At 69.6% G+C, this 21,526-nt stretch carries 17 protein-coding genes, 1 tRNA gene and 3 pseudogenes; 13 read left to right on the top strand and 8 right to left on the bottom strand.

Features of this window, described 5'->3' with window-relative positions:
* The first annotated feature begins 151 nt into the window (after positions 1 to 151).
* The gene (locus ACGF2V_RS00730) at positions 152 to 760 is read left to right on the top strand and encodes an ATP-binding protein (RefSeq protein ID WP_362619746.1); all 609 of its coding nucleotides are present in this window, start codon (positions 152 to 154) and stop codon (positions 758 to 760) included.
* Positions 761 to 788: 28 nt separating this feature from the next.
* Here ACGF2V_RS00730 and ACGF2V_RS00725 read toward each other — a convergent pair whose 3' ends face one another.
* Positions 789 to 2,270: an aminopeptidase P family protein gene (locus ACGF2V_RS00725; protein WP_362705787.1), complete on the bottom strand. Its 1,482-nt coding sequence runs from the start codon at positions 2,268 to 2,270 to the stop codon at positions 789 to 791.
* Between the two features lie 211 nt (positions 2,271 to 2,481).
* Positions 2,482 to 3,852, bottom strand: coding sequence for a PP2C family protein-serine/threonine phosphatase (locus ACGF2V_RS00720; protein WP_362619750.1), 1,371 nt, complete (start codon positions 3,850 to 3,852; stop codon positions 2,482 to 2,484).
* A 635-nt stretch (positions 3,853 to 4,487) separates the two neighbouring features.
* Here ACGF2V_RS00720 and ACGF2V_RS00715 point away from each other — a divergent pair.
* Entirely contained in the window at positions 4,488 to 5,249 is a 762-nt protein-coding gene (locus ACGF2V_RS00715) for a bifunctional DNA primase/polymerase (RefSeq protein ID WP_362619751.1), read from the top strand.
* 1,184 nt (positions 5,250 to 6,433) lie between these two features.
* On the opposite strand, the gene ACGF2V_RS00710 is transcribed toward ACGF2V_RS00715, so the two are convergent.
* The 3 genes from ACGF2V_RS00710 to ACGF2V_RS00700 form a co-directional block, all read right to left on the bottom strand.
* Positions 6,434 to 7,399, bottom strand: coding sequence for a DUF5926 family protein (locus tag ACGF2V_RS00710; RefSeq protein WP_362619752.1), 966 nt, complete (start codon positions 7,397 to 7,399; stop codon positions 6,434 to 6,436).
* 241 nt (positions 7,400 to 7,640) lie between these two features.
* Positions 7,641 to 8,222 (bottom strand): ATP-binding protein, encoded by a 582-nt coding sequence (locus ACGF2V_RS00705; RefSeq protein ID WP_392910403.1) that lies wholly within the window; start codon positions 8,220 to 8,222, stop codon positions 7,641 to 7,643.
* A gap of 257 nt (positions 8,223 to 8,479) precedes the next feature.
* Entirely contained in the window at positions 8,480 to 9,313 is an 834-nt protein-coding gene (locus tag ACGF2V_RS00700) for a glycerophosphodiester phosphodiesterase (protein ID WP_362619754.1), read from the bottom strand.
* 372 nt (positions 9,314 to 9,685) lie between these two features.
* Between ACGF2V_RS00700 and ACGF2V_RS00695 the strand changes: the two genes are divergently transcribed.
* A complete protein-coding gene (locus ACGF2V_RS00695) occupies positions 9,686 to 11,125 on the top strand; it encodes a trypsin-like peptidase domain-containing protein (RefSeq protein WP_362619756.1) in 1,440 nt (479 codons plus the stop codon).
* 50 nt (positions 11,126 to 11,175) lie between these two features.
* Positions 11,176 to 11,260: transfer RNA gene (locus ACGF2V_RS00690), tRNA-Ser, on the top strand.
* 185 nt (positions 11,261 to 11,445) lie between these two features.
* On the opposite strand, the gene ACGF2V_RS00685 is transcribed toward ACGF2V_RS00690, so the two are convergent.
* The 3 genes from ACGF2V_RS00685 to ACGF2V_RS00675 form a co-directional block, all read right to left on the bottom strand.
* On the bottom strand, positions 11,446 to 11,979 hold the full coding sequence (locus tag ACGF2V_RS00685; protein ID WP_362619768.1) for an NUDIX hydrolase: 534 nt from the start codon (positions 11,977 to 11,979) through the stop codon (positions 11,446 to 11,448).
* Positions 11,980 to 12,172: 193 nt separating this feature from the next.
* Positions 12,173 to 12,517: a hypothetical protein gene (locus tag ACGF2V_RS00680; RefSeq protein WP_362619770.1), complete on the bottom strand. Its 345-nt coding sequence runs from the start codon at positions 12,515 to 12,517 to the stop codon at positions 12,173 to 12,175.
* Positions 12,514 to 13,107: a DUF6232 family protein gene (locus ACGF2V_RS00675; protein WP_362619771.1), complete on the bottom strand. Its 594-nt coding sequence runs from the start codon at positions 13,105 to 13,107 to the stop codon at positions 12,514 to 12,516. Before ACGF2V_RS00675 ends, ACGF2V_RS00680 begins: the two co-directional genes overlap by 4 nt.
* Before the next feature lie 232 nt (positions 13,108 to 13,339).
* On the opposite strand from ACGF2V_RS00675, the gene ACGF2V_RS00670 reads away from it, so the two are divergent.
* From ACGF2V_RS00670 to ACGF2V_RS00630, 9 genes and pseudogenes are all read left to right on the top strand, one after another.
* The gene (locus ACGF2V_RS00670; RefSeq protein ID WP_073783723.1) at positions 13,340 to 13,690 is read left to right on the top strand and encodes a hypothetical protein; all 351 of its coding nucleotides are present in this window, start codon (positions 13,340 to 13,342) and stop codon (positions 13,688 to 13,690) included.
* 194 nt (positions 13,691 to 13,884) lie between these two features.
* A pseudogene (locus ACGF2V_RS00665) lies at positions 13,885 to 14,529 on the top strand (transposase); the annotation flags it as partial.
* Positions 14,520 to 14,906 (top strand): annotated as a pseudogene (locus ACGF2V_RS00660) (transposase); the annotation flags it as partial. The pseudogenes ACGF2V_RS00665 and ACGF2V_RS00660, both read left to right, overlap by 10 nt.
* Before the next feature lie 149 nt (positions 14,907 to 15,055).
* Entirely contained in the window at positions 15,056 to 15,424 is a 369-nt protein-coding gene (locus ACGF2V_RS00655; RefSeq protein ID WP_362619774.1) for a transposase, read from the top strand.
* Positions 15,425 to 15,691: 267 nt separating this feature from the next.
* Positions 15,692 to 17,026, top strand: a complete 1,335-nt coding sequence (locus ACGF2V_RS00650) for a cytochrome P450 (protein ID WP_362619776.1) — start codon at positions 15,692 to 15,694, stop codon at positions 17,024 to 17,026.
* Between the two features lie 576 nt (positions 17,027 to 17,602).
* Positions 17,603 to 18,778 (top strand): acyl-CoA dehydrogenase family protein, encoded by a 1,176-nt coding sequence (locus ACGF2V_RS00645; protein ID WP_362619778.1) that lies wholly within the window; start codon positions 17,603 to 17,605, stop codon positions 18,776 to 18,778.
* A complete protein-coding gene (locus ACGF2V_RS00640; RefSeq protein WP_362619780.1) occupies positions 18,775 to 19,836 on the top strand; it encodes an OB-fold domain-containing protein in 1,062 nt (353 codons plus the stop codon). Before ACGF2V_RS00645 ends, ACGF2V_RS00640 begins: the two co-directional genes overlap by 4 nt.
* Position 19,837: 1 nt before the next feature.
* Positions 19,838 to 21,058, top strand: a complete 1,221-nt coding sequence (locus ACGF2V_RS00635) for an acyl-CoA dehydrogenase family protein (protein ID WP_362619782.1) — start codon at positions 19,838 to 19,840, stop codon at positions 21,056 to 21,058.
* 40 nt (positions 21,059 to 21,098) lie between these two features.
* Positions 21,099 to 21,491, top strand: a pseudogene (locus tag ACGF2V_RS00630) (MaoC family dehydratase); the annotation flags it as partial.
* Positions 21,492 to 21,526: the final 35 nt, after the last annotated feature.

Raw genomic sequence — 21,526 nt, 5'->3', positions numbered from 1 at the left:
CCGTTCCCCGGGGGCCGGTTCGGCATACACGGGTGCGTGGGGTGCTGGTATCCGCCGAATGAGCGGTCTCACATCCGGTATGTGCTTACGAACGGTTCGGCAGGGCAATACGTACCGGTGGTATGTCGAGCCGCAGCCAGGAGGCTGGAGCATGAGCATCTGGTGGTCCCTCCATCTGCGGCGCGAGGCTGCGAGCGTTCCGCTCGCCCGCCGCTTCCTGCTGGGCACGATGGAGACGGCGGGCGTGGATCCGGAAGTCTCCTTCGACCTGTCGGTCGCGCTCACCGAGGCCTGTGCGAACGCCGTCGAGCACGGTGGCGGCCATCGCCCCCGGGAGGACCGGCCCCCGCACGAGCAGGGGGAAGGGGAACAGGAAGAACGCGCGGACCGCGGCGGACGCGACGAACGGCGGGAGGAGCAGAACGCCTGCCGGGGCCCGTGGGACGCACGGGAGGAGCAGCCGCCCGGCGCGGGCCCCGGTCAGTACCGGGTCACCGCGTATCTGGACGGCGAGAAGTGCCGTATCGAGGTCACCGACTCGGGGCCCGGCTTCCCCTCCCGCCGAACGGTGTGCTCGTCGGGACAGCAGTACGGGGCCCTGCAGTACCCCTCGCTCAGTGCCGAGGACGGCCGGGGGCTCTGTCTGATCGAGCAGTTCGCCGACCACGTCCACTTCGGCAATCGCCCCGGCCGCGGCGCCGTGGTGAGCTTCGACAAGGTCCTCAAATGGCGGGAGGGCGCCCTGCTCATGGTGTCCTGAGCGGGGCGGCCCTCCGGCACGCGCGACGTCAGCCCTTGAGGGCGGCCATCCATGCCTCGACCTCGTCGGACCGGCGCGGCAGCTTGTCGGAGAGGTTCCGGTTGCCGTCCTCGGTGACGAGGATGTCGTCCTCGATCCGGACGCCGATGCCGCGGTACTCCTCGGGGACGGTCAGGTCGTCGGCCTGGAAGTACAGGCCGGGCTCGACCGTGAGGCACATGCCCGGCTCCAGCGTCCCGTTCACGTACGTCTCGGTGCGCGCGGCGGCGCAGTCGTGGACGTCCATGCCGAGCATGTGGCCGGTGCCGTGCAGCGTCCAGCGGCGCTGGAGGCCCAGCTCAAGGACCTCGTCCGCGGACCGGTCGCCCAGCAGACCCCACTCGACGAGCTTCTCGGCGAGCACACGCTGCGCGGCGTCGTGGAAGTCGCGGTACGCGGCCCCCGGCTTGACGGCCGCGATGCCCGCCTCCTGCGCCTCGTACACCGCGTCGTAGATCTTCCGCTGGAGCGGCGTGAACGTGCCGTTGATCGGGAGGGTGCGGGTCACATCGGCGGTGTAGAGGTCGTTGGTCTCCACCCCGGCGTCGAGGAGCAGCAGCTCACCGGAGCGCACCGGGCCGTCATTGCGCACCCAGTGCAGGGTGGTCGCGTGCGGACCGGCCGCGCAGATCGAGCCGTAACCGATGTCGTTGCCCTCGACGCGGGCGCGCAGGAAGAACGTTCCCTCGATGTAGCGCTCGCTGGTCGCCTCGGCCTTGTCGAGGACCTTCACGACGTCCTCGAAGCCGCGCGCGGTGGCGTCACAGGCCCTCTGCAGCTCGGCGACCTCGAAGGCGTCCTTGACCAGCCGGGCCTCGGAAAGGTAAACGCGCAGTTCCTCGTCGCGCTCGGCGGTGACCTTGTCGGTCAGGGCGGCCTCGATGCCGGCGTCGTGGCCGCGGACGGCGCGGACCGGTCCGGTGGCCTCGGTGAGCGCGGCCGGGAGTTCGCGGACGTCCTTCGCCGGGATGCCCAGCAGCTGCTCGGCCTCGGCGAGGGAATGGCGGCGGCCGACCCACAGCTCGCCCTGGCCGTCGAGCCAGAACTCGCCGTTCTCGCGGTTGGAACGCGGCAGCAGGTGGATGGTCGCCTCGTGACCGTCCTCGGTCGGCTCCATGACGAGGACACCGTCCTGCGTCTGGTCACCGGTGAGGTACGCGTACTCGGTGGAGGCGCGGAAGGCGTACTCGGTGTCGTTGGAGCGGGTTCTCAGGTTGCCCGCGGGGATGACCAGTCGCTCACCCGGGAAGCGCGCGGAGAGCGCGGCTCGGCGGGCGGCGGTGTGCGCGGCCTGGGGGATCGCTTCGAGGCCGTGCAGCTCGGTGTCGGCCCAGCCGGACTGCATGTTCGCGGCGAGTTCGTCGGAGACGCCCGGGTACAGGCCGTTCTTCCGCTGCTTGATCGTTTCCTCTGCTTCGGTCTCCGGGTTCTCCGGGGTCTCCGGGTTCTCCTGGATGAGCTCCTCGGCCACGACTTGTCTCTCCTTGATACGGGATTGAACCCCGTCCATCGTACGGGCGTACGTATAGAGGGGTGCGGGGCGGAGGACCTGTTGCACAGCCGGGCCGGACCGTGTGCGTTCCGTGAGCGTCCGTGGGGTGTACGGGGTCCGCCGGGCCGTACGACCTGGTGCTGCTCGGTCGGTCGCGGCCATGGGCTCGGCTCGCCGGAGTCGTTCCGGCTCAGTCGAAGCGTGCGGCGAGGACCACGACGTCCTCCGTGCCGCCGTCCTGGTCGAGTCCGTCCGGCAGCATGGTGCGCAGTACGTGGTCGGCGACGGCCGAGGCATCGTCGCGCAGCGCCTTCGGCACGCGCGCCGCCGCCGAGTGCAGCCGTGCGAACGCCCGGTCCGTCGAGTCGCCGGTGCGGCGCAGCAGCCCGTCGGTGTAGAGGAGCACGGTCTCCCCCGGAGCAGGGGCGATCTCCACGCTGGGCGCCTCCCAGCAGGCGAGCATGCCCAGCGGGGCGGAGACCGAGGTCTCGACGAACTCGGTGCGCCCGTCGCCGATCAGGAGCGGCGGGGTGTGGCCCGCGCCGGCCAGCAGTATCTTGCGGCAGGACGGTTCGCAGTAGGCGAAGAGGGCGGTCGCGGAACGGGCGGGCTCGGTGAGTCGCAGCAGCAGTTCCAGATCGGACAGCACGGCGACCGGATCCTCGCCCTCCATCACGGCGTACGCCCGCAGTCCGGCGCGCAGCCGCCCCATGGCGGCCAGGGCGCTCGGCCCGGAGCCGTCCACCGAGCCCACGGCGAGTCCGAGGGCGCCCTCCGGCAGCGCCAGCGCGTCGTACCAGTCGCCGCCGCCCTCCGGCGCCGCGCGGTGCCGGGCCGCCAGTTGCACGCCGGTGACCCTGGGCAGGCGGGTGGGCAGCAGCTCCTCCGCGACGGTGGCGACATCGGCTCTGGCCCGTTCCAGCTCCAGCAGCCTGGCCAGGTGTTCGCCGGCGTATCCGGCGTAGAGGGTGACGAGATGGCGCTGGCGTTCCAGCGGCTCGGCCGGTTCGTCGTACAGCCAGACGGCGGCGCCGAGCCTGCCGGTCGCCTCGGCGGCGATCGGTACGGCGTAGCTGGCGGCGTATCCGAGCCGGGCGGCCACCTCGCGGCGCCGGGGGTCCAGGGTGGTGTCGCCGAGCAGGTCGGGGGTGGTCCGCGCCCCTTCGGTGTCCGGGGCCCCTTCCAGGATCCGGCCGTAGGACGTGGCGCTGCGCGGCACGGTCTCGAGGTGCCCGAGTTCGGCGTGGGCGAGCCCCAGACCGACGGTGCTGACGGGGCCGCGGCGGTCGGACGGTTCGAAGACGACCAGACCGCGGCGGGCACCGACCAGGCCCGCTCCGGCGTCCAGGAGTTCGCGCAGGGCGTCGTCGAGCGTGCTGGTCCTCACCAGTCGTTCGGTGAGTTCATGCAGCGTCGTGAGATCGGAGACCCAGCCGGCCAGCCGGTCCTGGACGAATGCTCCGGGGGCGGCCGGTACTCCGGAGAGAGGACCGGCAGTGTGCGTTGAAACAGGAACCATGGGATCGATTCCAGCCACTTTCGGCAGGTGCGGGGCGCTCATGGCAGGCGGCTTTCCCGCCGGTGCGTTTCTTGGAATAGCATCGCAAACCCCCATGTCATTCTGCGCCGCTATCAGTGCATCTACAGGTACACGTAGCATCCACATGTACACGTACAAGTGAGGCGATGTCCAGCATTGTCCCTACGGGTTTTTCGGTGTCCAGGCAACTGTTAAGTTGGCTGAAAAATGCACCTTGTGACGGCTAATTGCGGTCGACTGAAGGTGCTCGACAGGGGGTGTTCTCGGGGTGAAGTCCCGGGAGAAGTCCCGCAGGGAGCGTCATTTCGGGCATGCTGGGTACGTAATCGATGATGACCAGGGGCAGTTCCGATCGCCCCGGGAACCCGGCAGCCGACCCGGACGTCCTCTCCTGTGACGGCCACACCCCCACCCCGAGTGGCGGGGTTTGCACCATGGGACGACACGCGCGACGTATGCGCTTCTCCTCGCCATGTTTGTGTCCGGCTCGTCTCACCCCCTTGCTCGATCTGGCTCAGCGCACGCTCGGTACGACGAATCACCTGTACGACACGTCGTGACGGGCGTGCACGCACGGCGAAGTGATGCCCACGCGATGCGAGGCACGCGTGGTGCGATGTGGACCCTCGGCGTTCAACGGAAAGGAACGAGCGCTCATGCGCGAGATCCTCGGAAGGCGACGCAGGCTCCGGCGCAGGGCAAGGCCCGCCCAACTCGACGCGGTCCTGATCTGTGCCACCGCGTGGCAGTGGCCCGTGCTCCCCGGAGTGGGGTCGGCGGCGGGCGGCGGTCGCGGTGGCCGTGACGGCCGTGGCCGTGGGTGTGCCTGCCCCGATCCCGAGTGCGCCGTACCCGGCGCGCACCCTTTCGATCCCGGTCTTCTGGCGGCGACCACCGACGAGCGCATGGTGCGCTGGTGGTGGACCAACCGGCCCACCGCGCCGATCGTACTGGCCACCGGCGGCCGTGCCCCCTGCGCGCTGAGCCTGCCCGCCGTGGCCGCCGCGCGGGCGCTGGCCGAACTGGACCGGATGGGTACGCGGCTGGGCCCCGTGGTGGCGACGCCGACCCGGTGGTCGCTGCTGGTCGCTCCGTACACCCTCGAACGGCTCGGTGAGCTGTTGTACGTCCAGGACCGGGTGCCCAGTTCGCTGCGCTTCCACGGCGAGGGGGGTTATCTGGTCCTGCCGCCGTCAGCGACGGGAACGGGGCAGGTGCGCTGGGAACGGGCTCCCCTCCCGGTCCCTCCGCCCGGTGCGAACGGCCGCCGCTCCGGCCGCAGGGCCGGCGCAGGGGCCGGTGGCGGACCCGGGGCCGGCGCCGGGGCGCCGTGGCTGCCGGACGTCGAGACGGTGCTCGACGCGCTGGTCGAGGCGAGCAACAGTGCCCCAGGCGGTGGCAGCCGCCTCGCGTACTGACGCGACGACGGAACGGTGGGACGGTGGGACGACCGGACGGCGGGCCGAAGCCCGGTACTTCGGAAGACTTTCGCTCCTGTGCACTTCAGGGGCCTGGACATCGGGTCCTCAGGGGCATCCGGGTCCTCAGCGCGTGAGGCCCGGTGCCCGAGCCCCGGGCTTCGGGACTTCGGGAGCCCGGGGCATCGCGGGTGCGTGGGCTCCTCGCGTGCGTGCCAGGCGTGGACCGGGACGGCGCGGGGCCGGGTACACGGACACCCGGGCACGCGGGTGCTCGGACACGCGGGCACGCGGGTGCTCGGACACGCGGGCGCCCGGGCACTCAGACACACGGGGAAAGGCATCCGACGAGGAGCGGGCATACTCCGTGATGCCGTTGTGGAATCGTCTCCGGAATCTCCGTCGAACTGTTCGAAACTCGGGTGAAGTTCGGGCGAAGCGTGCAGATGCCGTCATCTTTCACATCGTCCCCAATTCCGTCCGCGGCGGTCGTCCTCGGTGGTCGTCCTCCATCGGCGTTCCCGGCCGTCGGTGTTCGTCGAGTGATTCCCGTCCGGCGCCTTCGGGTGACCGGTGCGGGAATCCCCGGAGTCATGTCCCGGCGATGCCTCATGCCGGTTCCGTACCCGCTTATGCAAAGTCTGCCGCTGCAAAGTGTGGAGATGGTTGGCTTTCTGACGGGCCTTCCGTGGCCATTTCGCGGAAATTCGAAGGACTATTCGATTGTGCTTGTGAGGCTCGCTTAAAGGGCGCCGGGAACCTTCTCTGTCCGAGAGTGACCGCCTCGACGCGGGCTGCGGTGGGCCGGGACCGAGGAGGAGGAGGAGTGACGCGGGGCAGCACGTCAAAAGGGGCTCTGTCGTGCGGTGTTGACGACGATGAGCGGTGGTGGGAAGTCCGGCTTGCCGTGGAGGGCGGGCCCGATGGTCGGGCGGCGAACGGGGGGCCACGCTGCGGGTCCGTACCGATGGCGGTTCGTGCGCCGGGCGTGCGCTGTGCGCCGTGCCGGGATATGAGGATGCCCGATCGCTGGCGACGGGGGATGCACCAGCGACCGGGCTTCTAGAACCGTAACAAGAGATCTGCCGTTCGCAAATTCGATCTCGCGTATTCGGACAGGGATTTACCTGCCGGTACGGGCTGTTGTGACGTGAGTCACCGAGTTCGCCCGCTGATCGTCACTGTCAGCTGAGTGTCACTTGGCGGTTGGTGAGCCCGCCGCGGGCCCGGCGCTCCTCGGCGGTGAGCGGTGCGTCCGAGGCGAGCGCCCCGGCCAGTCGCTCCGCGAACTCCGCAGCGGGCTTCTCGCACTCCGCCGCCCCCATCGCGCTCGGCAGATCCCAGACCGGGACCATCAGTCCGTGCGCCCGGAAGGAACCGACCAGCCGAGTCCCTTCGCCCAGTGAGGAGAGACCGGCGGCGTGCAGTCGGGCGAGTGCGTCGAGAAGCTGTTCCTCGGGGTGCGGCATGACCCAACGCAGGTGGTTCTTCTCCGGTGTCTCGCACCAGTACGCGGCTTCCACGCCGGAGAGCCGCGCCGTGGGGATCGCCGCCTCGTTCGCGCGCTCCAGGGAGGCGGACACCTCGGGCGTGGCGTTCTCCGCGTCCGGAACCCAGAACTCGAAGCCGGGGTGGACGACGGGCTCGAACGCCGCATCGAGGTCGAGTACGTCCTGAAGCCGCGGTCCCTCGGCCGGGGCACGGCGTGCGGTCACGGGCGAACCGGGATCGGCGGCCAGCGCCTGCCGGAGCGTGTCCGCGAGGTCGCGGCTGAGGTCGCCCGACGGGGTATCGTTCTGCAGCCCGATCAGCACCGAGCCGTCGTCCCGGCGGAGGGCCGGCCATGCCATCGGCAGGACGGTCGCGAGAGTCACGGAGGGCACGCCGTCGGGGAGCCCGTCCCTGAGCGTCAGCTCGACCGTGGCGGCCGGTACCAGTTCACGCAGCGCGACCCAGTCGCACTCACCGGCCAGGCCCTCGAAGGGGCGGTGGACCAGCTCGGCCACGGCCTGGGCGGCGGCGCGGCCGTGACACGCCTTGTAGCGTCGGCCCGAACCACACGGACAGGGCTCACGAGCCCCGACCACCGGGATCTCGCCGTCCTTGAGTTGCTGCTTCCCGGCCTTGGTCTGAGGGCGCTTCTTGGCCATCGTGGGCTTTCTCCCGGTTGCGACAGTGCGGTCTGGGCCGCGAGCCTAGCGGCCCTCGTCGCATCCGGGACACACGCGCCTGCGTACCCCCGGCCCACACGCGCCTCTGCGCCCCCATGACCCCACAACCCTCCGCGTACGCGGTCGCGTACTCGGTCCGCGTGCTCGGTCCGCGTACTCGCCCCCGACCTGCTCGCCGGACCCGTTTCCGTGCCGCTCCGCCCGTACCGCGAGTGGGGCCTCAGCCCACGTCGTCGAGTGCCTCCGCGAAACCCAGCCGGTCCAGCGCCACCGGACTGGGCACACCCGTCGCGCGGCGCATGCCCGACCTTCTCGACGGCTCCGGGGCACCTGGCGTTCCCGGCATCCGCCCGCGCTCGTCGCTCCCGCGCCCCTCGGTGCCGCGGCCTTCGGTCCTGTTCCCGTTACCCTTCCCGTTGCCGCGGCCTTCGGTCCCGTGGCCGTGCCCGTTCCCGTCGTTCCGGCGTCTGTCGTCGCGGTGTCCCTCGTGGACGAGGACCCAGACGGTGACCTCGCCCGACGAGTCGTCACGTACGCCCCACTCCTCGGCGAGCGCGCTGATGATATTGAGACCGCGACCGCCGCGTGCCGTCACCGACGGCGTGGACGGAACCGGCCGGGTCGGGCCGCCGCCGTCCGTCACCTCGACGGTCAGCCCGCCCGTTCTGTCCACGCGCCAGGTGGCGCGGACGTCGCCCTCGCCCACATCCGTGTGCCGGCCCAGCGGCCTGCCGTGCCGGCAGGCGTTGCTGAGCAGTTCGGAAAGAATCAATACGGCATCGTCGACGACCGAATCCGGCATCCCGTGGCTGCGCAACTGCTCGCGCATCCGGTGCCGCGCCTGCCCCACGCCCGCAGGGCCATGGGGTACGGCCATGCTCGACGACGTGGGCACTTCCTGTGCCACCACCAACGCCACCCCCGAGACCTCCTTTGCCCCACGCCACGAAGTGGATGCCCCCTTGGACTGGACCGGAAACCGACCGTTCGCCCACCGGTGACGCACTCGTGACGATCGAGTACGGTTCGAATGCGCCGTTGCACTCCCTGTAACGGATGTTAAAGGCGTCCCAGTTGTGACAGAACCTGTTTGGGGCGATTCGTGATAATTGCATCCACGCCGAGGTTGACGCAGAGTTCTACGTCCTCCGGTTCGTTCACCGTCCAGACGTGGACGCGGTGGCCCGCGCGGTGCAGGCGTTCGACGTAGCCGGGGTGGCTGCGGACGATCCGCATTCCGGGCCCGGCGATCCGAGCCCCGGCGGGCAGTCGTCCGTCGCGCAGACGCGGTGAGAAGAACTGCATCAGGTAGACGGTGGGCAGGGTGGGTGACGCGGCTTGAACGCGGTGCAGGGAGCGCGCCGAGAAGCTCATGATCCGTACGGGCGAGGGACCGTCGGCCGGTGGGACGTCGAGCGCGAAACGCTTCAGAAGATGCAGCAGTCGCTCCTCGACCTGGCCCGCCCAACGGGTGGGATGCTTGGTCTCGATGGCGAGCTGGACCGGGCGGCCGGCGGCTCGTGTCTCGGTGACCAGTTCGAGCAGTCGTTCCAGGGTGAGCACCGAGCTGAGTTCTCCCGGTACCGGGTCCCAGTCCGGGGCCTCCGAGTCCTCGCGGTCCTTCCAGGAGCCGAAGTCGAGGGCGGCGAGCGCGGACAGCTCCAGGGCGGAGACCGCGCCCCGACCGTTGGATGTGCGATTCACCCGGCGGTCGTGCACGCACACGAGGTGCCCGTCGGCGGTCAGCCGGACATCGCATTCGAGCGCGTCTGCGCCGTCCTCGATCGCCTTCCGGTACGCGGCCAGGGTGTGCTCGGGGGCGTCGTCGGACGCGCCCCGGTGGGCGATGACCTGGATGGACCGGTGGGTTGAGGGCTGTCGTGATCGGGTCACCGCGTCATCGTGTCACCGGGGCGGGGGTGCTGTGTACTGCTCGCGCTGGAGGCGCCCGTGCAACGCGTCCTGTGACGTGCGCCGCGCAGCGGGGCGCGAGGTGCGGCACGACGCGGCGAGCGACGCGCGTGCGCCGTGCCACGCGCCGTGTCACGCGGTGCGCGACGCGCCGTACCGCGCGGCGTACGACGCCATGAGTGGTGTGGTGCACGACCCATGAGCGGGAGACCGTTTTGTCGGATGTAAGGATTGCTCCGAGGACGCACAGGTCCTGCTTACAGTGGCCTGACGGGTCTTGGGAAAGGCTGTCCCGGGACACGTACACAGCGGATCTCTTGCCGGCAATCGTGTGGAATCGAGGAGTAAAGAGCTGTGAGCACAGAGAACGAGGGCAGCGAGGGCACTGCGGGCGAGGCCGTTCCGCCGGTTCCGTCCGTACCTCCGGTGCCGCCGGCCGAAGCTCCCCAGGGGCCTCCTGCTTCCACGCCCGCCCCGGGGCACCCGCAGGCACCGGAGGGCGAGGCCGCGACCACTTCCAAGGGTCCGGTTCCGGCCTCGACTCCTCCCGGCTTCCAGTCGGCCGCCGAGGCGAACTGGCCCCCGCCCCCTCCCGCCGTGCCCACGCACGGGCACCACGGTGCGGACAGCGGGGCTCCGGTCTGGGGCGCCCCGGACCAGCTCCCCGCCCAGCAGGGTCGGCGGAAGCGGGGGGTGGGCGCTCTGGTGGCCGCGGTGGCGGCGGCAGCGCTGGTGGCGGGCGGCATCGGTGGTGCACTCGGCTACTGGGCGGCCGACCGGAACAACGCGTCCAACGGCTCGACCACGGTCTCGGCCGACCCGCAGGGCTTCAAGCGCGACCCCGGCACGGTCGCGGGCGTGGCGTCCAAGGCACTGCCCAGCGTGGTCACCATCGACGCGCAGGGTGGTGACGGCGAGGGCGGCACGGGCACCGGCTTCGTGTACGACAAGCAGGGCCACATCCTCACGAACAACCACGTGGTGGCGTCCGCGGCGAACAGCGGTCGGCTCATGGTCACGTTCTCCAACGGCAAGAAGTACGACGCCGAGGTGGTCGGCCGGGCGCAGGGCTACGATGTCGCGGTGCTGAAGCTGAGGAACCCGCCGTCGGGGCTCGCCCCGCTGCCCCTCGGCAACTCGGACCATGTCGCGGTCGGTGATTCGACGATCGCGATCGGCGCCCCGTTCGGCCTGTCCAACACGGTGACCACAGGAATCGTCAGCGCCAAGAACCGCCCGGTCGCCTCCGGGGACGGGTCCAGCGGCAACAACTCGTACATGAGCGCCCTGCAGACCGACGCGTCGATCAACCCGGGCAACTCCGGCGGTCCGCTGCTCGACGCGCGCGGCGCGGTCATCGGCATCAACTCGGCCATCCAGTCGACCGGCAGCGGCATCGGCCAGACCCAGGCCGGCTCCATCGGTCTCGGCTTCGCGATCCCGATCAACCAGGCGACGAGCGTCGCCCAGCAACTGATCAAGACCGGTCAGCCCGTCTACCCGGTGATCGGTGCCACGGTCAGGATGGACGAGCGGTCCGGCGGAGCGCTCATCTCCGACCGGGGCGCGGGCGGCACGGACGCCGTGGCACAGGGCGGCCCCGCGGACAAGGCCGGTCTCCGGGCGGGCGATGTCATCACGAAGTTCGACGACACCGTGATCGACAGCGGCCCAACCCTGATCGGCGAGATCTGGACGCACGAGCCCGGCGACCGTGTGACGGTGACCTACCAGCGCGACGGCAGGACGGCCACGACCGAAGTCACGCTGGGGGAGCGCAAGGGCGACAGCTGACCGGCTAGGCTGTCCTCGCGTCAACCCCGGTCGGTGAACCGGTGACGCGAGGTGGGTTGCCCGAGCGGCCTAAGGGAACGGTCTTGAAAACCGTCGTGGCGCGAGTCACCGTGGGTTCAAATCCCACACCCACCGCACGCAGGTCGGCATGGACGCCGGTCAGAAGGGGTGCCCCGACCCAGGGGCACCCCTTCGTCGTGCGGTCCGCCCCTCTTCCGTGGCTGTGAGCCCCGTCGGCGCGGTGGTCCCGGGACCAGGCCCGGGACGGGGCCGGGACCAGGCTTGGGACGGGGGACAGGAGCGGGACCGGCTGCCGGCGGTCAGCGGATCGACTCGTCCATGAGCAGGTAGAGCAGGCCGACGAGGGAGCCGCTGCTGACGATCTCGCGGCGGTCGATCATGCTGCGGATGTCGGTGAGCGGGATCCACTCGATCCGGTCGGATTCGTTCTTCTCGGTCGGCGGGCCCACGTAGGTCGCCCCGTCGGCCCGGAAGAGGTGGTGCTGTGAGTCGGTGATGCCGTTGGCCGGTTCGGCGTAGATCATCGGTTTCACGGGGCCGGGGCGATAACCGGTCTCCTCCAGGACCTCACGGGCCGCCGCGTCGGCCGGGGTCTCGTTCTCCTCGACCAGGCCCATGGGCAGTTCCCACGCCCACGTGTCCGTGATGAAGCGGTGCCGCCACATCATCAGGACCTCGCGCCGTTCGTTGACCACCGCGGCCACGGCCAGGTGGCGGAGCTTGACGACGTGATGTTCCCAGCGGTTCCCGTCCGGCGTCTCGATGTCGGTGAGCCACAGGTTCACCCACTCGTTCTCGTAGATCGGACGTTCCCCGTGGATCTTCCACTGCATCGCTGCGGCCCCTCTCGATCGGACTCCAGCATCGCAGAGCGTCCTCGGAGAGGTGCCGGGTTCCGGGCTTTCGTCATGCCGGAGAGACGGCTCGGCGGTTCGGCCGTCCGGACTCCGGCTGTCAGGAAGGTCGTTGTGGCCAGCGGGTGTCGTATCCGACCGTGGCCCGTCGCGGACGACGGCGTCGCCCCTGTCAGGCTCCCAGCAGTCCCAGGACCTTGTCGACGGCGTCGGCGACCGGCTGGCCGAGCGCTCCGACGGTCGAGGCGATGGTGGCCACGGCGATCAGAGCGCGGTGCCGTTCCTGCGGGGCGCTCGTGCCGGAGGTGATCGCGGGCAGGGAGTCGTCGATGACCTGCGCGCTCGCGGGGGCGAGTTCACCGCGCAGTTCCTGAAGGAGCCGTACCAGTTCTCCGATCGCCTCCGGCAGGGCCGGGGACTGTTGCTTGACGATGCCCGTGTTGCCCGTACCGCCGTACATGGTGACGTTGTCGCCGTGGATGTTGTCGCCGTAGTGGTAGGAGCTGCCGTTGCTCACTTGCTCACCCCCGTGTTGAACATTCCGCCGTACATGTTCACGTTGTCACCGAAGTGGTAGTTCTTCGGATTGACCAGCACACGCTCCACGCGTACCTGGAACTCGGCCTCCGGATTCTCTATGGCGTTGACGAGGTACTGGACCAGTCGGCGGAGCTGGTTCGGGTCGGGCAGGGTGACCAGCGCGCTGGAGCTGCTGGAGGTCTCGATGGCCAGCACGTGCTCGGATGGTGCGGACAGGTCCTTCACCAGGCGCACGACCAGGCCGATCGCGACCCCTATGGCGACGACCCACACCCCGTCGGCCGGTTCGTTCGAGTCGGCGTAGCCGGACGACCCGTTCTCGTTGGCCAGTTGAAGCAGGACGAACACCACGAACGTGGCGGCGAGCCATTTCAGGAAGCTCACGAAGGCTTCCATGCGCTTGGGCCGGAGTTCGAAGGTGTGGACCCGGGTGATGTTGTGTACCGGATAGGCCGCCTCTCCCACCCACAGCAGCCGTTTGCCCACCTTCAGTTCGACGCCGTTTCCGGGCGGGGGTGCCGGTGGTACGGGCGGCAGTGGGGGTCCCGCGGTCCGTGAGTTGTCCATGAGCTCCCTGAGTCCCGTGAGTTCCCTGGATGCCTGGTTGCCTGGTTGGTTTTCCTGATTCGCTGCTTACCGACTCACCGGATGGGCTTGGTCTCCGGCTTCTCCGGCTTCTCCGGCTTCCCTGAGTTCCTGGTGTTTCCTGAGCTTGTCCTTTAACCTTTCGGCCTTTGTAGAGTGATCAGGGTCTTCTCTGGCTGCCAGTTTGGCCTGGTCTCCGTCTAGGGTGTCGAGGATGCCGCTTGTCGAAGTGACCTATGCGCCCACGGTCCCTGAGTCCCAGTTACGTGAACTCGGCTCGGTGCTGCCACACCTGGTGTCCCTGGCTGTGGAGTGCCCCGAGGAGCCGTACGACGGCGAGCTGCAACCCGGGGATGTCGAGATCCGCTTCCGGCCGCTGAGCCCGCTGGACCGTAGCGGCCTGACGGTGGTGATCGAGATCAAGTCGAAGTGGTCCACCAGCAGGGAAGCCAACCGCCAAGAGCGCGTGGATGCGCTGCACGCGGACATCCGCGCCGCAACCGGGCTCGTCGATTTCGGTGTCTACCTGTCGCTGCCGAGGGCCGCCTGGTCTCAGGGAGACTGATCACTCACACTCGACGGCGTCGTTCCCAGACCTCAGCGAAGACAAGACAGCGTGTCGGCCTGGGATGTGGGCCTGTTCGTCGAAATGATTCTCGAACTGGGTCACTGACCTGGGTATTCGCCGGACGCTGAGGCGGCCTTCGTCTGATCATGTGCCCCGACCAAGGTGCACCGATCAAGACGAAGGCTGTGTAGGTGAGTCTGCTGCCTGATGCCAGTCCCGGGGAGGCGTTCGCGAAAGCGTCACGCTTCCGGGAGGACTTATTCGACTGCCTGACCGCGCGGGGGGACGAGCTGTTCCAGCTCGCCGACGCGTTGCTGTGTGCGGACGGGCCGGTGAGGACGCCGGTGGACCTGACGCTGGTGGCTGAGCACCGGCGCGGGCACGGTGCTCTGTACGACGCCCTGAACCGCGGGAGTGTGGATGTGCCCCGGCTGCGGCAGGTGCTGGCGGGCCTGCCTATGCCGCAGGCCGCCGACGGGTGCCTGGTCCTGGCGGTCGACGTCAGCAACTGGCTCCGTCCCGACGCCCCGACCAGCGCGGAGCGTTTGTTCTGCCACGTCTACGGCCGCAGCGGACGGGCCTCGGACCAGTTCATACCCGGCTGGCCGTACTCGTTCGTCGCCGCTCTCGAATCGGGCCGGACGTCCTGGTGCCAACTCCTGGACGCCGTGCGTCTCGGACCCGCCGACGACGTAGCCGAGATCACCGCCGTCCAGGTCCGCCGGGTGGTCACCGACTTGATCGAGATGGGCCGCTGGCACGTCGGCGACCGCGACATCCTGGTCGTGTTCGACGCCGGCTACGACGCCCCGCGCATGGCCCACCTCCTCGACGGCCGATGGTCATACCCGCCGACCTTCACGACGCCGCAGCCGCGAAGGAGGTCCTCTTCCGTCTCCGCCTGATGCGCCCCGAGATCACGATCGTGTGGGCCGACACCGCCTACGCCGGAAAGCTCGTCGACTGGGCGAGACAGCACCTCAACCTCACGATCAAGCCTGTCAGCCGCCCCAAAGACGCATCCGGTTTCGTCGTGCTGCCCCGCCGCCGGGTCGTCGAACGCAGTCTTGCGTGGATGATGCACGCACGCCGCCACGCAAGGGACTACGAACGGCTCGTCCAGCACTCCGAGACCCTGATCACCTGGGCGGCCATCACCCTCATGACCAGGCGCCTCGCACGGAAAGGGGCCACTCCCAGCTGGCCGAGGAAATCCGCGTCGGCCAGCACCTGACGGCACCTGAGCTTCCCCCGAGATGCGGGGAGAGGTGACAACAGGTCAGATAGGAGTCACGAGAGGAGCTCTGACGATGCCTGCGCCGAGGAAGTACCTGCTGGGGTTGCGTGAGTAGTGCGGTGCGGATGTACCGCGCTTCCGAGCCGAAGTCCGTGATCCGCCGTATGGCCGAGGAACTCGACGTGCACCGTGAGGCTCTGCGCAACTGGATCCATCAGGCCGAGGCCGATACCAGCGAGCGAGGCGACATCCTCACCACCGCCGAGCGTGAAGAGCTGGCCGCTCTGCGGAAGGAGAATGCCCAGCTCAAGCGTGCGAATGAGGTCCTGCGGACGGCCTCGGCCTTTTCGCGGCCCAGCTCGACCCGACCCGGCCCAGGTGACCGCGCTCGTCGATGTGCACCCGCACCTGGGGGTCGAGCCCGTACTCCGGGAACTGAACATCCCCTCCTCCACCTACTACCGGTGGCGCCAGGCCGAGACCGAGCCGTGTGAACGGCGCCGCCGGGACGCCGAGCTGACGGGCATCCGGCAGACCCACGACGAGTCCGGCGGAATCTACGGCTCACCCCGGCTTCTACAACCCCCGCCGCAGGCTCGGCCACCTCAGCCCGATCGAGTACGAGGAGAAGCACTACGCCGACCAGGCAAGTGAACCTGAAACCACGTCAACCCACCCTGACCAGCTAGTCACCCACTCCCGCCCAGGGGGGAACCCCAGGAGTACCCAGCCCACCCCTTCACTGAAAGGAACGCCACCCCATGGACGCCATCGCTCAGGCCCCCGGCTCCCTTCCGATTTTCGGTCACGGCATCCAAATCCTGCGGGACCCCCTGAGCTTCCTGCGCTCACTCCCCGCCCACGGCGACGTCGTGCGCATCCGCATCGGCCCCCATGCGGCCGTCATGGTGTGCACCCCCGAGCTGACCCGCCAGGTCATCTTCGACAGCCGGCTCTTCGACAAGGGCGGAATCTTCTTCGAGCGGATCAACGACGTCGCGGACGACAACCTGCTCTCGTGCCCATACAGCCACCACAAAAGGCAGCGGCGCCTGGTCCAGCCGGCCTTCCACCCCGCCCGCCTGCAGAGCTACGCCACGGACATGACAGCTCGCATCCTCGCTGTCAGCGACTCCTGGCAGGACGGCCAGGCCATCGACGTGAGTGCCGAGATGGCCAAGCTCACCTCCGGCGTACTGATCAGCGCGGTCCTCGGAAGCTCGCTCGACGAGGCGAGCCTCTCCCGGGCCACCACCGACCTGGACGCCATCCTCAACGGAGTGTTCCGGCGGTCGATATCGCCACCCGCATTCAACCGGCTCCCCCTTCCCGGCAACCGCAGCTACCACACAGCCACAAAAAGCCTTCACCGCACCCTGCACACACTCATCCAGAACAAGCACGCCGAAGCCACCCCAGGCGGCGACATGCTGTCCATGCTTCTGGCCGCCCGCGACCAGGAATCCGACGGGCAAGGACTGTCCGACACCGAAGTCGCAAACCAGGTCATCACTTTCTTCGCCGCCGGCATCGAGACCACCGCCGGCACCCTCAGCTGGACGTTCGACCTCCTCTCCCGCCACCCCCAGATCCACACCCGTCTCCAGCACGAGGTGGACGCGGTCCTGGCCGGACGCCCCGCCACGTACCAGGACATCGACCAGCTCCCCTACACCCAGCAGGTGCTGGACGAAACACTGCGCCTCCGTCCCCCGCAATGGTTCATGACGAGGGTCACGACGCAGGACACGCGGCTCGCGGGCCACGCGATTCCCGCGGGAACCCAGATCGCCTTCAGTAACCACTTCCTCCACTACGAGCCCAGCGCGCATCCCGATCCCGAACGGTTCGACCCCGCCCGCTGGGAACCGAGCCGACCGAGCACCAGCCAGCGCGACGCCTACGTCCCGTTCGGTATCGGCGCCCGAAAGTGCATCGGCGACCGCTTCGCCTACACCGAGGCCGTCCTCACCATCGCCACCGTCGCCAACCGATGGCACTGGACGGCCGCGCCCGGAAACCGGCCGGAACCCCGGGCGCGTCTGACGCTCAGGCCGCGGGACCTCAGAATGACCATGAAGCGAAGGACCCCCTGACCGATCCAGCCCGCTTCCACCTACAACGGGCCCGCAAGCTGCGCTCCCAGCCCGCCTCTCGATCGAGAGTCAGACCGGAAATCCTAAGATCACAACAGCAGAACCTCGCCCGAGGCGGAGCACTCGGCCTCAGCCGACTCCCACACCCCTCGCACGCGCGCTCCGCAGTCTGCTCAGCGTCCTCGGACACCCAGCCAACCTAAAACACAAAGCTACTCAAAACCCGGGATCGAAAACACGCTCTGAACTTCCGTGAGCCGCTTGGGTGTACCGGAGGTTCCGTGGTCGGACGCGGCACCGCTCCCGCGCGGGTACCTATGGGTTCCCGGGCGGCACCGCTCCCGCGCGGGAACCCATAGGTACGCCCTTCGTGTGCTCGGCGAGAGACCAAATACAGCCAATCTCGCCGCCGTACCGCCGTGGTGGCGGTGGTGGGGCGGTCGCGGTGGTCGCGCGCCTTGACAGCAGTCCCAGATCTGACGGACAGTCAGAAACCGGGTTACCCGTGAACCCCGTACTGACCCCGACCTCGACCCTCGACCCGATCCGTACGCCCGTGCCCGGGAGGCAGCCGTCGTGCATCTTGCCCAGACGGAGCGGCAGCGGCAGTTGCGTGCCGAACTCCGTGCCTATTTCGCCGCGTCGATGCCGAACAGGGGCGTCACGCCGGGGACCGGCGTCGACGATCCGGGCGAACAGCGGCGACTGCTGCGTCGGATCGGCGCTGACGGAATACTCGGACTGGGCTGGCCCGTCGAGTACGGCGGCCAGGGCCGCGGCCCCGACGAGCAGTTCGTCTTCTTCGACGAGGCGTACCGGGCGGGCGCGCCCGTCTCGATGGTCACCCTCAACACGGTCGGCCCCACGTTGATGAAGTACGGCACCGAGGAGCAGAAGGCGTACTTCCTGCCCCGGATCCTCAGCGGCGAACTCGTCTTCGCCATCGGCTACAGCGAGCCGGAGGCAGGGACGGATCTCGCGGCCCTGCGCACCAGGGCCGTACGGGACGGCGGCCACTGGTTGATCGACGGGCAGAAGATCTTCACCAGCAACGCGCAGAACGCGGACTGGATCTGGCTGGCCTGCCGTACCGACCCGGAGGCGCCTAAGCACCGGGGCATCTCGATCATCCTGGTGCCGACGGACGCCCCGGGTTTCTCCTGGACACCGATCGAGACCGTGGGCGGGCTGACCACGACGGCCACCTACTACGACGGGATACGGGTGCCCGCCGGTCATCTGGTCGGTGAGGAGAACGGCGGCTGGGGGCTGATCACCAACCAGTTGAACCACGAGCGGGTGGCCCTCGCCGCGATCGGGATGCAGGCCGAGGACTTCTACGACGCGGCCCTCGCCTTCGCCCGTACCCCCGATCCGGTGACGGGCCGGCGCCCGGCCGATGAGCCGTGGGTACGGGCCCGGCTGGCCGAGGCGTACGCGCGGCTGGCGGCGACCCGGCTGCTCAACTGGCGGCTGGTGGGGGACGTCGGTGCGGGTTCGCTCGCGCCCGGTGAGGCGAGCGGCGTGAAGTTCGCGGGGACCGAGAGCGCCGTGGAGGTGTACCGGATCTGCCAGGAGGTCGTCGGGGAGGCCGGCACCCTGCGGGGTGGGTCGCCCGGCTGCTTCGGGGACGGCGAGCTGGAGCGGATGAACAGGGCCGCGCAGATCAACACCTTCGGGGGCGGGGTGAGCGAGGTGCAGCGGGAGATCGTCGCGACCATGCGGCTCGGCATGAAGAGGGGCAAGCGGTGACCCGTACGCGGCAGGAGAAGCAAGGGCCGGAGGAAGAGGACGCGTTGTACGCGCGGCTCAGGGAGTACGAGGGGAGGCCCGCCGCGACCGCGGGCGTCGGCAAGGACCCGGTCAACGCACCGATGATCAGGCACTGGTGCGAGGCGATGGGCGACACGAACCCCGCCTACACCGGCCCGGAGGCGATCGCTCCGCCGACGATGCTCCAGGCGTGGACGATGGGCGGCCTGTCGGGGCACACCGGCCGTTCCCGGGCGTACGAGGAACTGCTCGGCCTGCTCGACGGCGCCGGGTACACCTCCGTGGTCGCGACCGATTGCGAGCAGGAATACCTGCGTCCGCTCCGGCCCGGGGACCGGATCACCTTCGACGCGCTCATCGAGTCGGTCTCGGAGCGCAAGACGACCCGGCTGGGTACGGGGCACTTCGTGACAACGCGGATGGACGTACGCGTACGCGGGGAGCAGGCCGGGACGCACCGGTTCCGGATCCTGAAGTACGCACCGGCGGCGGGGGAGCGGCGCCCGGCGGAACAGCGGACGGCGGAGCGGGGGCAGAGGGAGCACGGGCCGAGGGAGCGGGAGCACGGGCGCGAGCGGGAGCGGGAGCGGGTGGGCCGGGCGGCGGCGGGCCGCAGTGGTCGGCGTCCGCGCCCGAGGCCGGTGGTCAACCGCGACAACGCCGGGTTCTGGCAGGGCGTCGCCGAGCACAAACTGCTGATTCAGCGGTGCACCGCCTGCCGGAGGCCGCGCTTCCCCTGGCTGCCCGGTTGCAACGCGTGCGGGTGCCAGGAATGGGACACGGTCGAGGCGAGCGGCGAGGGCACCGTTTTCAGCCATGTGGTGATGCACCACCCGCCCTTCCCCGCCTTCAGCGGTTCCGGGGAGGGAGGGCCGTACGCGGTGGCGCTGATCGAACTCGCGGAGGGGGTGCGGATGGTCAGCAACGTCGTCGGAGTGCCGTACGACAAGGTGCGGACGGGAATGCCGGTGCGGCTCGAATTCCTCCGTACGGACCCCGAGTTGGTGCTTCCGGTCTTTCGTGGGGGCGAGGGCTGACATGGACTTCACCCCCACGGACGAGCAGGCGGCGGCGCAGGGGCTGGCGGCGCGGATCTTCCGGGACCTGTCGACGCACGAACGCCTGGTCGCGGTTGGCACGGGCACCGACACCGAGCTGTGGAAGGAACTGTGCGCGGCCGGACTGGCCGCGGCGGTGGAGGAGATCGGGCTGCTGGGCCTGGTGCTCCTGCTGGAGGAGCAGGGCCGGGTGACGGCTCAGGTGCCGTTCGCATCGAGCTGCGTGTACGGGCTGCTCGCCGTCACCGAGCACGGTACGGACGAACAGCGGGAGCGGCTGTTGCCCGCGCTGCGGGACGGTACGGAGATCGCGGCCGGGGCGTTCCCCGCGCGCGGCGGGGTCCGGGCGGATGGCGAGGGGCGGCTGAGCGGCGCGGTGCCGTACGTGCCGTGGCTGCGGGACGCGTCCCTGGTCCTGGTCGCGGACGCGGAGCGCCGACTGTGGATCGTACGGACCGACGGCCCGGGTGTGGTGACGGAGCCCGTGGAGACCACGGCGCCGTGGTCGGCGGCACGGCTCGTCCTGGACGGGGCGCCCGGGGAGCGACTCGGTGGCGCAGGGACGCACGAGCCGATACGCGCGTACGGGTCGCTGCCGCGGACGGACGGGTCGGTGCCGCGGGCGTACGGGGAGGAACGGGCGCACGGGCCGACCGTGCGGGCGCACGAAGAAGGGCGGGCGCATGAGGGTGTGCAGGCGTACGAGGAGGTCCTGGCCGTGAGCCGGATCGCGTTCGCTGGGCTGCAGGCCGGCGTGTGCGCCGGTTCGCTGGCCCTGGCCGTCGCCCACACGAACACCCGCGAGCAGTTCGGGCGCCCGCTCTCCACCAAACAGGCGGTGCTGATGCGCGCCGCCGACGCCCACATGGACACCGAGGCGATACGGGTCACTGCGTACGAGGCCGCGTGGCGCCGCGACACGGGCCTGGCGTACGGGCCCCAGGCACTCACCGCCGCGTGGTGGGCGTCGGAGGCGGGGAAACGGGTGGTGCACGCCGGACAGCATCTGCACGGCGGGACGGGGGCCGACCTCGACCACCCCGTGCACCGGCACTTCCTTTGGGGCCGACAGCTCGACGCCCATCTGGGCTGCGGCAGTGAAGTGCTTCAGGAACTCGGCGAACTGCTGGCGCCGACGGAAGAACCGGTATGCGCGTCAGCTACGGAGGAGAGGCTGGAGCGAGGAGCGGTCAAGGGATGAAGACCGGTGAAGGGATGAAGACTGGTGAAGGGATGAAGGCATGAAGGCCGGTGAAGAGCTGGAACCGATGGAGATCGAGGTGACTCGCACCCTGATCGTGGCGGGCGCCATCGCCTCCCGCGACTACCAGGACGTGCACCACGACGCGGAACTCGCCCGGGAGAAGGGGTCTGCGGACATCTTCATGAACATCCTGACGACCAACGGCCTGGTCGGCAGGTACGTCACCGACCGCCTCGGCCCGTCCACCGTGCTGCGCAAGGTCGCCATCAGACTGGGCGCTCCCAATTACCCCGGGGACACCATGGTGCTCAGCGGCACCGTCACCGCACTCGGTGGCGACGGCACGGCCGAGGTGTCGATCGTCGGGACCAACGGCCTCGGCAGGCATGTCACCGGCACCGTGACCGTCGGCACCGGCACCGAGACCGCCGACTCCGGCACCATGACTGCCAGCACCAGCACCAG

It is taken from the genome of Streptomyces sp. NPDC047982 (assembly GCF_043204165.1).
Lineage (GTDB): Bacteria > Actinomycetota > Actinomycetes > Streptomycetales > Streptomycetaceae > Streptomyces.
The sequence above is the reverse complement of the archived record's forward strand: the minus strand, read 5'-3'. Positions and strand labels throughout refer to the sequence as shown.

What these genes read in the sequence shown, in the direction of transcription:
- ACGF2V_RS00655 (WP_362619774.1), top strand. Translation starts at nt 15,056, where the DNA reads ATGTACCGCGCTTCCGAGCCGAAGTCCGTGATCCGCCGTATGGCCGAG.
- ACGF2V_RS00685 (WP_362619768.1), bottom strand. Translation starts at nt 11,979, where the DNA reads ATGCAGTGGAAGATCCACGGGGAACGTCCGATCTACGAGAACGAGTGG.
- ACGF2V_RS00710 (WP_362619752.1), bottom strand. Translation starts at nt 7,399, where the DNA reads ATGGCCAAGAAGCGCCCTCAGACCAAGGCCGGGAAGCAGCAACTCAAG.
- ACGF2V_RS00635 (WP_362619782.1), top strand. Translation starts at nt 19,838, where the DNA reads ATGGACTTCACCCCCACGGACGAGCAGGCGGCGGCGCAGGGGCTGGCG.
- ACGF2V_RS00705 (WP_392910403.1), bottom strand. Translation starts at nt 8,222, where the DNA reads ATGCCGGATTCGGTCGTCGACGATGCCGTATTGATTCTTTCCGAACTG.
- ACGF2V_RS00670 (WP_073783723.1), top strand. Translation starts at nt 13,340, where the DNA reads ATGCCGCTTGTCGAAGTGACCTATGCGCCCACGGTCCCTGAGTCCCAG.
- ACGF2V_RS00650 (WP_362619776.1), top strand. Translation starts at nt 15,692, where the DNA reads ATGGACGCCATCGCTCAGGCCCCCGGCTCCCTTCCGATTTTCGGTCAC.
- ACGF2V_RS00720 (WP_362619750.1), bottom strand. Translation starts at nt 3,852, where the DNA reads ATGAGCGCCCCGCACCTGCCGAAAGTGGCTGGAATCGATCCCATGGTT.
- ACGF2V_RS00715 (WP_362619751.1), top strand. Translation starts at nt 4,488, where the DNA reads ATGCGCGAGATCCTCGGAAGGCGACGCAGGCTCCGGCGCAGGGCAAGG.
- ACGF2V_RS00675 (WP_362619771.1), bottom strand. Translation starts at nt 13,107, where the DNA reads ATGGACAACTCACGGACCGCGGGACCCCCACTGCCGCCCGTACCACCG.
- ACGF2V_RS00730 (WP_362619746.1), top strand. Translation starts at nt 152, where the DNA reads ATGAGCATCTGGTGGTCCCTCCATCTGCGGCGCGAGGCTGCGAGCGTT.